The 12,802-nt window shown below is 76.7% G+C and carries 10 protein-coding genes; 3 read left to right on the forward strand and 7 right to left on the reverse strand.

Features of this window, described 5'->3' with window-relative positions:
* Complete coding sequence (gene mptB / locus COO58_RS20225; protein ID WP_098747326.1) at positions 1-1,503, reverse strand: polyprenol phosphomannose-dependent alpha 1,6 mannosyltransferase MptB; 1,503 nt, start codon at positions 1,501-1,503, stop codon at positions 1-3.
* Positions 1,504-1,514: 11 nt separating this feature from the next.
* Positions 1,515-3,065: a polyprenol phosphomannose-dependent alpha 1,6 mannosyltransferase MptB gene (gene mptB, locus COO58_RS20230; RefSeq protein ID WP_176558948.1), complete on the reverse strand. Its 1,551-nt coding sequence runs from the start codon at positions 3,063-3,065 to the stop codon at positions 1,515-1,517.
* Here mptB (COO58_RS20230) and COO58_RS20235 point away from each other — a divergent pair.
* Positions 2,964-4,601 carry a hypothetical protein gene (locus tag COO58_RS20235; protein WP_098747328.1) on the forward strand — a complete coding sequence of 546 codons (1,638 nt, stop codon included), beginning with the start codon at positions 2,964-2,966 and terminating at the stop codon, positions 4,599-4,601. The two genes, mptB (COO58_RS20230) and COO58_RS20235, sit on opposite strands and share 102 nt — an antisense overlap.
* A 9-nt stretch (positions 4,602-4,610) precedes the next feature.
* Here the strand turns inward: COO58_RS20235 and COO58_RS30930 are convergent, their stop codons facing one another.
* The 4 genes from COO58_RS30930 to COO58_RS20255 form a co-directional block, all read right to left on the reverse strand.
* Positions 4,611-5,303, reverse strand: a complete 693-nt coding sequence (locus COO58_RS30930) for a DUF6069 family protein (RefSeq protein WP_098746750.1) — start codon at positions 5,301-5,303, stop codon at positions 4,611-4,613.
* Between the two features lie 5 nt (positions 5,304-5,308).
* Positions 5,309-6,292 (reverse strand): RNA polymerase subunit sigma-70, encoded by a 984-nt coding sequence (locus tag COO58_RS20245; RefSeq protein ID WP_098746751.1) that lies wholly within the window; start codon positions 6,290-6,292, stop codon positions 5,309-5,311.
* Positions 6,293-6,379: 87 nt separating this feature from the next.
* Positions 6,380-9,403: a bifunctional [glutamine synthetase] adenylyltransferase/[glutamine synthetase]-adenylyl-L-tyrosine phosphorylase gene (locus COO58_RS20250; protein ID WP_098746753.1), complete on the reverse strand. Its 3,024-nt coding sequence runs from the start codon at positions 9,401-9,403 to the stop codon at positions 6,380-6,382.
* Between the two features lies 1 nt (position 9,404).
* Complete coding sequence (locus tag COO58_RS20255) at positions 9,405-10,172, reverse strand: type 1 glutamine amidotransferase (RefSeq protein WP_091572886.1); 768 nt, start codon at positions 10,170-10,172, stop codon at positions 9,405-9,407.
* 66 nt (positions 10,173-10,238) lie between these two features.
* Between COO58_RS20255 and COO58_RS20260 the strand changes: the two genes are divergently transcribed.
* Complete coding sequence (locus COO58_RS20260) at positions 10,239-11,168, forward strand: LD-carboxypeptidase (RefSeq protein ID WP_091572881.1); 930 nt, start codon at positions 10,239-10,241, stop codon at positions 11,166-11,168.
* 78 nt (positions 11,169-11,246) lie between these two features.
* Here COO58_RS20260 and COO58_RS20265 read toward each other — a convergent pair whose 3' ends face one another.
* The gene (locus tag COO58_RS20265; protein WP_098746755.1) at positions 11,247-12,134 is read right to left on the reverse strand and encodes a virginiamycin B lyase; all 888 of its coding nucleotides are present in this window, start codon (positions 12,132-12,134) and stop codon (positions 11,247-11,249) included.
* Positions 12,135-12,316: 182 nt separating this feature from the next.
* On the opposite strand from COO58_RS20265, the gene COO58_RS20270 reads away from it, so the two are divergent.
* The gene (locus tag COO58_RS20270; RefSeq protein WP_098746756.1) at positions 12,317-12,778 is read left to right on the forward strand and encodes a hypothetical protein; all 462 of its coding nucleotides are present in this window, start codon (positions 12,317-12,319) and stop codon (positions 12,776-12,778) included.
* Positions 12,779-12,802: the final 24 nt, after the last annotated feature.

Raw genomic sequence — 12,802 nt, forward strand, 5'->3', positions numbered from 1 at the left:
TCAGCGGTCGACCCGACGGCGGCGCAGGCCGGCCCGGACGCCGGCCGCCAGCACGACCAGCACGACCAGCACCAGCACGGTCATCAGCACCGCGCCGGGCGCCTTGGTGAACCGGGCCAGGTTGGTGCCGTCCGGCAGCGCGAGCACCGATGCCACCGCGCAGGGCGCCACGAACCAGACGGTCCGGGCCAGCGGCACCGCCGACACCGCGAGCAGGGCCAGCGGCCAGGTCGCGTACCAGGGGTGGAAGACCGGGGCGAGCAGTACGGTCGCGGTCAGCGCCAGCCCCGCGCCGAGCAGCGCCACCCGGGGTCGGGCCACGGTCAGCCGGACCACCCGCTGCCGGGCGTCGTTCCACCGTCGCAGCGCCGTCCACGCCCACCACCAGAGCGCCACCAACGACGCGACCAGCAGCACCAACGCGACCGCCCGGGTCACCGGCACCGCGTGCGGCCGCCGGCCGGCCGCCTCGCCGGCGTAGTCGACCACGAAACCGACGGCGGTGGGTGGTGAGGTCCACTGCTGCGAGTCGCCGCTGCGGCCCAGCCCATCCACCCAGCCCAGGCCGAGGCCGGTGGCGAGCGAGAGCACCACGAGCGTGCCGAGCACCACGGCGGCCAGCCGACCGCCGTCGCGCAGCAGCGCCCGCCAGGTGTAGCGGCCGAGCACGGCGGCGAGCGCCGCGAACGGCAGCACCACCACGGCCATCGCCTTGACCGCGACGGCCAGGCCCAGCAGCACCCCGGCCGCGACCAGCGCGCGGGGCCTGCCCGGCCCGCGGATCAGCACCAGCAGTCCGAACAGCACCAGCCCGAGCGCCAGCGCGTCGTTGTGCGCGCCGGCCACCAGGTGCACGCCGACCAGCGGGCAGGCCAGCACCAGCCAGGCCGCCCGTCGGGTGGGCACGCCCGCCGCCCGGGCCAGGCCGGGCAGGCAGAGCGCGACCAGCAGCACCCCGGCCACCGCGGCCACCCGGAACAGCACGATCGCCCCGACCAGGCCGCCGCCGGCGAGCACCGCCAGCCCGGCCAGCAGCACGAAGAACGGCCCGTACGGCGCGGGGGTGTCCCGCCAGATCGGTGACACCGAGTCGGTCCACGGGCAGCCGGCCGCGGCGACACCTACCCGGTAGGGGCTGACCCCGCGCGTCCAGGTCCAGCCCTGGCAGGCGTACGAGTAGACGTCCCGGCTGCCCAGCGGCGGCGCGGCCAGCAGCGGCAGGGTCCAGAGCCCGGCGGTCAGGTACGCCCAGCGGCCCGACGGGGCGCCCCAGCGCAGTGACCACCAGGCGCCCACCAGCAGCGCCGTGCCGACCAGCCAGCAGAGCAGCGTCGCCGGCCCGTGCGGGGCCTGCCAGAAATCGGAGAGCGTGGCGCGTGGCGGCGCGTCGGGCAGCGCCCCGCCGAGCCAGCCGGCGACGGTGAGCAGGGTCGCCCCGGTGAGACCGGCGTATCGGGCGACGCTGGCGGCGACCGGTCGGACCGGCGCGTCGGGCTCGCTCACCGGCACACTCCTCAGGACACGGGAACCGGCTGCCGACCCTTCCGGGCCGACCGTACCAACCGCACGACCAGCACGATCACGAACAGCGTCATCAGCGGCGCACCCGGCATCTTGGTGTACCGGGGTAAACCGGTCCCGTCGGCCAGCACCAGGAACGACGACACCACGGTGACGATCGCGAACCACCGGGTCCGCCGCGCGGTGGCGGCCAGCACCGCCAGCGGCCACAGCCAGTACCAGGGGTGGAACAGCGGGGAGAGCGCGACCGTGGCGGTCAGCGCCAGCGCCGCGTGCCAGAACGGCTCGCCCCGACGCCAGGACCGGAACCAGAGCCAGACCAGCACCGCGACCAGCACCACCATGCCGATCGCCCGGGTCACCGGCAGCGCGTCCACGTGCACGCCGAACGGCGCCAGCAGGTAGCCGACGGTCTGCCCGACCGCGGTCGGCGGCGAGGTCCAGGCCACCACCAGGCCGCCCTGCTCCAGCCCGCTGATGAAGCCGAGCCCCAGCCCGGCGGCGAGCGTCGCGCCGGCCAGCGCCGCCAACGCGCCGCCGACCACCCACGCGCCGTCGCGGACCAGCGCCCGGATCCGGTACGGCCCGACGATCGCGGCCAGCGCCGCGAACGGCAGCACCACCAGCGCGGTGATCTTGACACCGGCGGCCAGGCCGAGCAGCACGCCACCGGCGAGCAGCGGACCTGGCCGGCCCGGTCGGGCCGCCACCACGGCCAGTCCGGCGACGAGCAGGCCGACCATCAGCGCGTCGTTGTGCGCGCCGGAGGCCAGGTGCACCGGCACCAGCGGGCTGGCCAACGCCAGCCAGAGCGCCCGCTCCGGCGGCACCCCGCAGCGGCGGGCCAGCACCGGCAGCGCCCAGGCGGTCAGCGCCACCCCGGCGACGGCGAGCAGCCGGAACAGCGCGACCGCGCCCCACAGCGAACCGGTGGCCTTGACCACGGCGCCGGAGAGCAGCACGAACAGCGGCCCGTACGGCGCCGGGGTGTCCCGCCAGATGAACGAGATGGTGTCCAACCAGGGGCAGGGCAGCGCGGACACGCCCTGCTCGTACGGGTTGATGCCGGCCGAGAAGCTGGCGCCCTGGCAGGCGTAGGCGTAGACGTCGCGGCTGCCCAGCGGCGGGGCGACCAGCATCGGCAGCAGCCAGAGCGCGACCGTGACCAGCACCCACCGGGCGGACGGCACCCGGTCGCGCAGCGACCACCAGGCCCACGCCAGCAGCCCGGTGCCGACCAGCCAGAGCCCGATGATGAGCGGGCCGTTGGGGCCCTGCCAGATGCTGACCGGCGTGGGACGCAGCTCGCCGTCGGGCAGGGCGCCGCCGAGGAAGGCGGCCACGGCGAGCAGCACCGAGCCCGCCAGGCCGATCCAGCGCGAGAGGTGGTGAGGCACGTCCGACATGCTGCCAGTACGGTGGTTCGCGATCAGGAGGTGGGCATGCGGGGCACTCGGGTGGTGGCGGTGTCCGCCGCGTCGGCGCTCGTCCTGGCCGTGCTCCAGCTCACTCTGCCGGTCACCGGGTCGGACCTGTCCGCGCAGGTCGCCCGCGCCGACTTCTTCGCCGCGCACGGGTCCGCCCTGGTCGACCTGCGCTGGTACGGCGGGGTGCACCCGTGGGGTTACAGCCTCGTCTCGCCGCCGCTGATGGCGGCACTCGGGGTACGCCCCACCGGCGCGCTCGCCCTGCTCGCCTCGGCCACCGCGTTCGCGGCCCTGCTGGTCCGGCTCCGGGTGCCCCGCCCGCTGCTCGGCAGCCTGGTCGGCGTGGTCACCATCGCCGGCAACCTGGTCTCCGGCCGGGTCACCTACGCCCTCGGCGTCGCGTTCGGCCTGGCCGCGCTGCTGGCGCTCACCTTGCCCGCCGCCCCGGGCGGCCGGCCGTCGGGCGCTACCGCCGGGACTGCCGGCCCGGCCCGGTGGTCCCGCGCCGGGTGGGTCCGTGCCGCGGCCGTCGGCACCGCCGCGCTGCTCGCCTCCGCGGCCAGCCCGGTGGCCGGGCTCTTCGTCGGCCTGGCCGGCGTCGCGCTGCTGCTGACCCGCCGGTACGCCGACGGCCTGCTGCTCGCCGTGCCGGCGGCCGGCCCGCTGGCGGTGACCGGGCTGCTGTTCGGCGAGGGCGGCTGGATGAACATCAGCCGGGCGGACACGACGCACGCCGTGGTGACGAGCCTGCTGGTGGCGGCGCTGGTGGCGTACCGGCCGGTCCGGGTGGGCGCGCTGCTGTCCGGGGCGGGGGTGCTGGCGGCCGCGCTGCTGCCCACCCCGGTCGGGTTGAACGCCACCCGCCTGGTGGTGATGTTCGCGCTGCCGGTGCTGGCCGCCGCCGCGACGCTGCCGGACCGGCTCACCGCGCGGTGGCCGACCGCGCGCCGGCTCCCCCGGGCCGCCGGCCCGGTCACGCTGGCCGCCCTGCTGGCGGTGGTCTGCTGGTGGCAGCCGCCGGTGGTCACCGCCGACGTGCGCAGCGCCGGCGACCCGACGGCCGATCCGGCCTACTTCGCGCCGCTGCGCGCGGAGCTGGACCGGCGCGGGCTCACCGGGCGGGTGGAGGTGCCGCCGACGCGCAACTACTGGGAGGCCGCCCGCCTCGGCGAGGTGCCGCTGGCCCGGGGCTGGTTGCGGCAGGCCGACATCGACCGCAACCCGCTGTTCTTCACCACCGTCCCCGGCGCCTCGGGCACCGGCGTCGCGTTGACCCCCGACTCCTACCGGGCCTGGCTGGCCGACAACGCGGTGCAGTACGTGGCCGTGCCGGACGTCGAGCTGTCCTGGGTGGGGCGGCCGGAGGCGGAGCTGGTGACCGCGGGCCAGCCGTACCTGACCGAGGTCTGGTCGGACCGGCACTGGCGGCTGTACGCGGTGGCCGACCCCACCCCGCTCGTGGGCGCGCCCGGCGAGCTGGTCCGGCAGGACGGCGCCTCGGTCACCTTCCGCGCCCCCGGGCCCGGCCCGGTCCCGGTCCGGGTCCGGCACGACCGCTGGTTGACCGTCACCGGCGGCGCGACGCTCGCCGCCGACGGCGGGTGGACCGTGGTGACGGTCCCCCGCGCCGGCACGTACACGCTCGGCAGCTGAGCCGCCGGCTCACCCGGCGGGCAGGCTCCGGGTCAGCGCCGGGATCATCACCGCCGCCGCGACGAGGTGCAGCCCGACCAGCGCGGCGACGGTGGCGGCGTCCGCCCCGACCAGGAACGGCGGGACCAGCGAGATCGCGGTCAGCGTCCCGGCCGTCCACCCGAACCGCGCGGCGGGGCGGGCGCTCCACCGCAGCAGAGCGGCGGCGAGGACCACGCCGACGACCGAGAAGAAGCCGGTCACCACCGCGAACCCGCCCAGCGGGATCCGCTCGCCGCCGTCGGGGATCGCGAAGTCGACGCCGAGGGCGCGGGCGAGCGCGGCGGCGAGCGTGGTGACCACCACCGCCGCGAGCGTGGCGAGCAGGCCGGTGCCGGCGAGCCGGCGGAGGCGGTGGCCGGTCCGGCCCGCCGCCGGTCCGGCGGCCACCGCCGTGTCGTTGCCGCTGGTCATGTCGTTCCTCCAGGGTCCGCTGTCGGGGGTGTGGATGCGCACCGTCGCGGTGCGCCGGTCGGGGTTGCGCAGCGCGCGTACGCCGGTGTCGCGCAGCCAGAAGTAGGCGTCGCGGCCGAGGACCGGCCCGGGTGCGCCGTCGCGCAGCTCCAGCTGCACCCGCCCGCGGGCGACGACGGCGAACGCGTCGCGCCACTGGGCCGCGACCACGGCGACGCGCGCGCCGCCGGGCAGCGTGAGCGTCCGCACCGGGGCTACTCGGTGCCGTCGGCCGGCAGGCGCTCGGGCAGTCCGAGCCGGGGGAACTGGTCGGCGTGGAACGTGACGATCTCGGCGATCGCCCCGTCGGTGACGCGCAGGGCGTCGAGCGTCAGCGGCAGGTACGCGCCCTCCCGCTCCCGCCAGAGGTAGAAGGCGACGGCGGGCTGCCGGTTCACCGCGGTGGGGACGGCGCGCAGGCGCCCCAGCTCCCCGAAGCCGTCCGCGACCCAGTCGCCGACCACCGCGTCGCGGCCGACCTGGAGGCCCGGCGTGGGCGGCATCGAGCAGCGCACGTCGTCGCGCAGCAGCGCGGCGAGCCGGTCGACGTCCTTGGCGACGCTGGCGTCGGTGAAGCGGCGCACCAGCTCGCGGGTGCCGGCGTCCTCGTCGCCGCCGGTCCAGTCCTGCCGCTCGGCGGGCAGGTGCGCGCGCATGCCGGCGCGGGCCCGCTGCAACGCGCTGTTCACCGAGTTGACGGAGTCCCCGAGCAGCTCCGCGACGTCCCGCGCCGGCCAGCCGAGCACGTCGCGCAGGATCAGCACGGCGCGTGGGCGCGGCGCGAGGTGCTGGACCGCGACCAGGTACGCCAGCTCGATCGTCTCCCGCGCGACGGCGACCGCCTCCGGCTCGTCCGCGTCGCCGGCGGGCAGCTCGTCGAGCAGCCGGTCCGGATAGGGCTGCAACCAGGGCACCTCGCCGCCGGTCGCCGGTTGCGGGCGACGCTTGGCGAGCAGGTCCAGGCAGGTGTTGGTGGCGATCCGGTAGAGCCAGGCCCGCACCGTCGACCGTCCCGCGTAGGTCTCCCGGCGCCGCCACGCCCGCAGGAACGTCTCCTGCACGGCGTCCTCGGCGTCCTCGAACGACCCGAGCATCCGGTAGCAGTGCACGTGCAACTCCCGCCGGTGCCGCTCGGTCAGCCCGGAGAAGACCGGTTCGTCGACCTCGCCCCACCCCGCGGGCCGTGTGTCCGCACTCATCTGGTCATCCTCACGTCTCGTCGTGTGCCGTCGGAGGTGTGACGGGCACGGGCGCGAGAACTCATCACCCGGAGCGGATCTCGCCCGTCAGAGCGGGGCTTCGAGGATGCGCTGGACGACGGTGCGGGAGTGGCGGCCGGTGCGCAGGTATTCGTCGAGGAACTCGCCCGGGTCCTCGTGACCCAGCAGGCGCACCACGCCCGCCAGCTCCACCCCGTGCCGGGGCAGCTGGTCGCCGGCCCGACCCCGGACCAGCATCAACGCGTCGCGGACCTGCGCGGCGAGGGTCCAGCCGGCGGCCAGCTCGGCCGCGTCGTCGCCGTCGAGCAGGCCGGCGTCACGGGCGGCGGCCAGGGCGTCGAGGGTACGGGTGCCGCGCAGCGCCGGCAGCCGGCCGGCGTGCCGGAGCTGGAGCAGCTGCACCGCCCACTCGACGTCGGCGAGGCCGCCCCGGCCCAGCTTGGTGTGGGTGGCCGGGTCGGCGCCCCGGGGCAGGCGCTCGGTCTCCACCCGCGCCTTGATCCTGCGGATCTCCACCACCTGCTCGCGGGTCAGCCCGTCGGCCGGGTAGCGCACCGGCTCGATCATCGCCTCGAACTGCGCGCCCAGGTCGGCGTCGCCGCAGACGAAGCGGGCCCGCAGCAGCGCCTGCGCCTCCCACACCCGCGACCACCGGGCGTAGTACTGGGCGTACGCGGCCAGGCTGCGCACCAGCGGGCCCTGCCGGCCCTCCGGGCGCAGGTCGGCGTCGACGCCGAGCGGCGGGTCGGGGGCGGGCGCGGAGAGCAGCCGACGCAGCTCCTCGGCGATCGCGTGCGCGGCGGCGCTGGCCGCGCTCTCCTCCGTCCCGGGCGGCGGGTCGTAGACGAAGAGCACGTCGGCGTCGGAGAGGTAGTTGGACTCGTACCCGCCGAGCCGGCCCATGCCGATCACCGCGAAGCGCAGGCCGGGCGGGCCGGGCTGGGCGGCCCGGGCGGCGCGCAGCGCGGCGGCCAGCGTGGCGTCGGTGACGTGGGACAGCGCGGTGCCGACCGCTGTCACGTCGACCACCGTCGGCCGGCGCTCCCCGCCGCCGACCGGGCGCGGGGTGAGCGGGGCGAGCGACCCGGCCCGGCTGAGCACGTCGGCGCAGGCGATCCGGACCAGCTCGCGGCGGCGCAACGCGCGGACCGCCCGGGTGGCCTCGACCGGGTCGTCGTGCCGGGCCGCCGCGGCGGTGAAGCCCTCGACCAGGGTGTCCCGGGGGCGCGGGGTCAGCTCGGTGTCCTCGGCGAGCAGCCGCAGCGCCTCCGGCTCGCGGGCCAGCAGGTCGGCGGCGTAGCGGGAGGAGGAGAGCACCCGGGCCAGCCGGCGCGCCACCGGGCCGGAGTCGCGCAGCAGGCGCAGGTACCAGGGGGTGCTGCCGAGCTTGTCGGAGACCTGCCGGTAGTTGAGCAGCCCCCGGTCCGGCTCCGGGGCGTCGGCGAACTCGTCCAGCAGCACCGGCAGCAGCGTGCGCTGGATGGCGGCGGTGCGGCTGACCCCGCCGGTGAGCGCCTGCAGGTGCCGCAGCGCCCCGACCGGGTCGGCGAAGCCGAGCACCTCCAGCCGGTGCCGGGCCGCCTCGGGCGTGAGGCGCAGCCCTTCGGCCGGCACCCGGGCGACGGATTCCAGCAGCGGCCGGTAGAGCAGCTTGGCGTGCAGCCGGCGTACCTCGGCGGCGTGGGTGACCCACTCGGCGCGGAACTCCTCGACGGCGCTGCGGCCCGGGGTGGCCGCGTAGCCGAGCGCGGCGGCGAGCCAGCGCAGCGCGGCCGGTTCGGTCGGCACGGTGTGGGTGCGGCGCAGGCCCTGGAGCTGGAGCCGGTGCTCGACGGCGCGCAGGAAGCGGTAGCCGCGCAGCAGCGCCTCGCCGTCGGCGCGGCCGACGTAGCCGCCGGCGACCAGGGCGCGCAACGCCGGGACGGTGCCGGGCACCCGCAGCGACTCGTCGCCGCGGCCGTGCACGAGCTGGAGCAGCTGGACGGCGAACTCGATGTCGCGCAGCCCGCCCGGACCGCGCTTGATCTCGCGTTCCAGCTCCTTCGGCGGCACGTTGTCGAGGATCTTGCGGCGCATGGCGCGGACGTCCTCGACCGCCTCCGGCCGCTCGGCGGCGGTCCAGACCAGCGGGGCGAGCGCCTCGATCCACTCCCGGGCCAGGTCCAGGTCGCCGGCCGCCGGGCGGGCCTTGAGCAACGCCTGGAACTCCCAGGTGCGGGCCCAACGCTTGTAGTAGGCCAGGTGGCTGGCGAGCGTGCGGACCAGCGGGCCCCGGTTGCCCTCCGGGCGCAGCGCCGCGTCGACCGGCCAGGCGACCAGCCCGCAGATGTGGATCAGCCGGGTGGCGACCTGGGTGGCGGCGGACAGGTCGTCGTCGGCGGCGGCGACGAAGATGACGTCGACGTCGGAGACGTAGTTGAGCTCGTCGCCCCCGCACTTGCCCATCGCCACCACCGCCAGCCGGGGCCGCGGGGTGCCCTCGGGCAGCTCGTCGACGGCGATGTCGTAGGCGGCGGCCAGGGTGGCGTCGGCCAGCCCGGAGAGCGCGGCCATGGTCTGCTCCAGGCCCCGCCCGCCGGTCAGGTCGGCCGCCGCGATCCGCAGCAGCGCCAGCCGGTACGCCTGCCGCAGCAGCGGGACCGCGCCGGTGACGGTGGTCAGCCGGGCCGCCACGGTCGGGTCGAGCCGCCCGTCGGCGGTGGGGGCGAGGCCGTCCGGCTCGGTGGCCAGCACGGCCCACTGCCCCGGGTTGGCCACCAGGTGGTCGCCGAGCGCGGAGGACGCGCCGAGCACCGCGACCAGCCGGCGGCGCAGCCCGGGATCGGCGGCCAGCGCGTCGCGGACCGCCACCTCGTCGCCGGCGCGCCGCTCCGACTCGACCAGCCGGTGCAGCTGGCGCAGGGCCAGGTCCGGGTCGGCGGCCCGGGACAGCGCGGTGAGCAGCTCGGCGGCGTCCTCGTCGGCCGGTTCCTGCGCCTCCGGGCGCCACAGGTCGAGCCCGTCCGGGCCGAGCAGGTCGGCGGCGCGGGTGGCGCCGTCTCCCTCGGCGAAGCCGTAGCGGGCCAGGCGTCCGCGGGCCGGCCGGGTCACGTCACGCCCCGAGCAGCGGCAGGCTGCGGCGGGTGCTGTCGTCGCCGAGTTCGCCGAGGGCGAGCGCGGCGAACCGGATCGCGAACGGCTGCCAGGCCTCCTCGACGTCGGCCATCGCCCGGTCGCAGGCGGCCACCACCAGCTCCGGGTCGTAGCCCAGCTCGGCCAGCGTGGCCGAGTCGCGGGACCACTCGGCGATCATCGCGGTGTCGCACTCGATGTGGAACTGCAGGCCCCAGGCCCGGTCGCCGAGGCGGAACGCCTGGTGCGGGTAGCGGGTGGAGGCGGCGAGCAGCGTCGCGCCGTGCGGCAGCTCGGTGATCTCGTCGGCGTGCCACTGGAGCACGTCGGGCATCAGCGGCACGTAGCGGAACAGCGGATCCGTCTCGGCGGCGTCGCGCCGACCCACCACGGTGGGGCCGATCTCCGGCCCGGACGGGCTGCGCTCGACCCGGCCGGCGTGCGCGGTGGCGAGCAGTTGCGCGCCCAGGCAGATGGCCAGCGTGGGCACCCGGTGGCGGACCGCCTTGCGCAGCAGCCCCTCCAGCGCCGGGAACCAGGCCGCGCCGGGGCTGTCGTCGGGTAGCGGGTAGGCCTGCTGGTCGCCGCCGAGGACCACCAGGGCGGCGTATCCCTCCAGGTCGTCGGGGAGCGCGTCGCCGGCGTGCGGGCGCACGACGCGCAGCTCCAGACCCCCTTCGGTGAGCCACTCCCCCAGGCGGCGGAGGTCGTCGGTCGGGTCGTTCTCGATCACCAGCGCGGTCGCCACGACGTCGAGGCTAGCCGGTGCGCCCGACGGCGGACGGTCCGGCTCGGCCGCACTAGGCTCCCGGTCGTGCCCACCGACGACTGCCTGCGCCCACCGGCCCTGCGTCCCGGCGACGCGGTGATGCTGGTGTCGCCGTCCGGCCCGACCCGCCCGGAGCGGGTGGCCCGCGGCGTCGAGCTGCTCACCGGCTGGGGCCTGCGGCCGGTGCCCGCGCCGAACGCGTACGCCCGCCGGGGTTACCTGGCCGGCGACGACGCGCTGCGGGCCGCGGACCTGAACGCGGCGTTCGCCGACCCGGAGATCCGCGGGGTGATCTGCACCCGGGGCGGCTACGGGGCGCAGCGGGTGGTCGACCTGATCGACATGGCCGCGGTACGCCGGGACCCGAAGGTGGTGGCGGGCTTCTCGGACATCACCGCGCTGCAGTTCGCGCTCTGGCGCGGCGCGCGGCTGGCCGGGGTGCACGGTCCGGGCGCCGCCTGGCGGGACGAGCGCACCCCGATCCGCTCGGCGGAGTCGCTGCACGCGGCGCTGACCAGCACCGAACCGGTGACCGTCGCGGCGGTCGAGGCGGAGGAGACGTATCCGGTGCGGGTGCCCGGCCGGGCCGAGGGTCGGTTGCTGGGCGGGAACCTGTGCCTGATCACCGCGTCGATCGGCACCCCGGACATGCCCGACCTGCGCGGCGCGATCCTGCTGGTCGAGGAGGTGCAGGAGCCGCCCTACAAGATCGACCGGATGCTGACCCACCTGCGCCGCTGCGGTGCCCTGGACGGGCTCGCCGGGGTGGCGGTCGGCCAGTTCACCGAGTGCGCCGACGGCTGGGACACGACGGTGGTGGACGTGCTCACCGACCGCCTCGGCGACCTCGGTGTCCCGGTCCTCGGCGGCCTCCCCGTCGGTCACGGCCGGAACCAGCTCACCGTCCCGGTGGGCACCCCCGCCGTCCTCGACACCACCGCCGCCACCCTGACGGTCACCCCCGCCGTCCGCTGACCCCCACCCCCACCCGGTCGATCATGAAGTTGGCGGCAGTTGTCGATCTCCACAGCGCCGCCAACCTCATGATCGACGTCAGCGCGCGGTGAGGTGGGCGACGGCGCCGGCTTCCAGGGCGGCCCAGACCGCGCCGTCGGGGGTGACGGTCAGGCCGTGGGGTTCGGAATTCGGCGTCGGCAGGGCGTGGGCGGTGACGTGGCCGTCGGGGGCGACGTGGGCGATGCGGTTCGCGGCCCACTCGGTGAACCAGCAGCCGCCCGCCGGGTCGGCGACGATCGCGTGCGGGCGGGACGTCCGGTCCGGCAGCGGGAACTCGTCGATCCGCCCGTCCGGGGTGATCCGGCCGAGCTGCCCGGCGCCGATCTCGACGAACCAGAGCGCGTCGTCGCCGCCCCGGGTGATGCCGACCGGCCCGGCCGCGTCGGTGGGCAGCGGGTACACCGCCACCGACCCGTCGAGGTCGACCCGGGCGACCGCGTTCGCCTGGTTCAGCGTCAGCCAGAGCGCCTCGTCCGGCCCGACGGCCAGCATCGACGGGAACGCCTTGGTGACCGGCAGCGGGAACGTGGCGACCTTCCCGTCGACGGTGACCCGGCCGACCGTGTCGTCGCCCATGCCGGCGTACCAGAGCGCCCCGTCCGGCCCGGTGACCAGGCCGCACGGGGAACAGCCGGGCGGCAGCGCGACCGAGCCGCTCTCGCCGTCGACGGTGATCCGGCCGAGCCGGTGGTCGCCGGAGCGGGTGTACCAGAGCGCGCCGTCCGGGCCGGTGGTGATGATCAGCGGCCGGCTCTCCGGCGGGTCGGCGCGGTAGGTCCGCACCTCGCCGTCGAGGCCGAGCCGGGCGACGCCGCCGGAGCCGGCCAGCGTCAGCCAGAGCGCGCCGTCCGGCCCGACCGTGATCGCGTACGGGCCGGAGCCCGGCCCGGTGAGCGGGACCTCGCGGATGACGGGCTGAGTCATGAGGGATGCCTTCCGTCGGGATTCCGCCCAGCCTCACGGCCGCCCCGGCGGCCCCGCAACCGCATTTGTCCGGATCGGTGGCCCCGATTGCCAGCTCGCTGACAGGTTCGCCACGGGTTGCCCCCAGCTCCGGCGGTCACTGTCGGTGACGTCATCGCACCACCACCGAACAGGAGAATCGCATGATCCGCACGACGAGGAAGCGCCTGCTGGTCGGCCTCGCCGCCGCCGGGGTGCTCGGCGTCGGGATCGCCGCCCCGACGGTGGCGCTCGCCGACGACAAGACCCCCACTCCGAGCGCCAGCACGAGCACCGACTGGACCGGCGACCGTGAGCAGCGGCAGGCCGAGTTCGCCGACGCGCTCGCCAAGGAGCTGGGCGTCCCGGCCGACAAGGTGACCGCCGCGCTGGAGAAGCTGCGCGAGCAGCGCCAGGCCGACCGGCCGGAGCGGCCGCAGCCGCCGTCGACGCAGGACCGGCAGGCCGCCCTGAAGGAGCGGCTGGACCAGGCCGTCAAGGACGGGAAGCTGACCCAGGAGCAGGCCGACGCGGTGCTCAAGGCCGCCGAGGCCGGCGTGTTCCCGGGCCCGGGCGGCATGGGCCACCGCGGCTGGCACGGCCAGGACGGCAGGCCCGGCGAGTGACCCGGTGGCCCCGCCTCCCCTCGC

It is taken from the genome of Micromonospora sp. WMMA1996, from assembly GCF_002573675.1.
Lineage (GTDB): Bacteria > Actinomycetota > Actinomycetes > Mycobacteriales > Micromonosporaceae > Micromonospora > Micromonospora sediminicola.

What these genes read in the sequence shown, in the direction of transcription:
- COO58_RS20245 (WP_098746751.1), bottom strand. Translation starts at nt 6,292, where the DNA reads ATGAGTGCGGACACACGGCCCGCGGGGTGGGGCGAGGTCGACGAACCG.
- COO58_RS20270 (WP_098746756.1), top strand. Translation starts at nt 12,317, where the DNA reads ATGATCCGCACGACGAGGAAGCGCCTGCTGGTCGGCCTCGCCGCCGCC.
- COO58_RS20235 (WP_098747328.1), top strand. Translation starts at nt 2,964, where the DNA reads ATGCGGGGCACTCGGGTGGTGGCGGTGTCCGCCGCGTCGGCGCTCGTC.
- COO58_RS20265 (WP_098746755.1), bottom strand. Translation starts at nt 12,134, where the DNA reads ATGACTCAGCCCGTCATCCGCGAGGTCCCGCTCACCGGGCCGGGCTCC.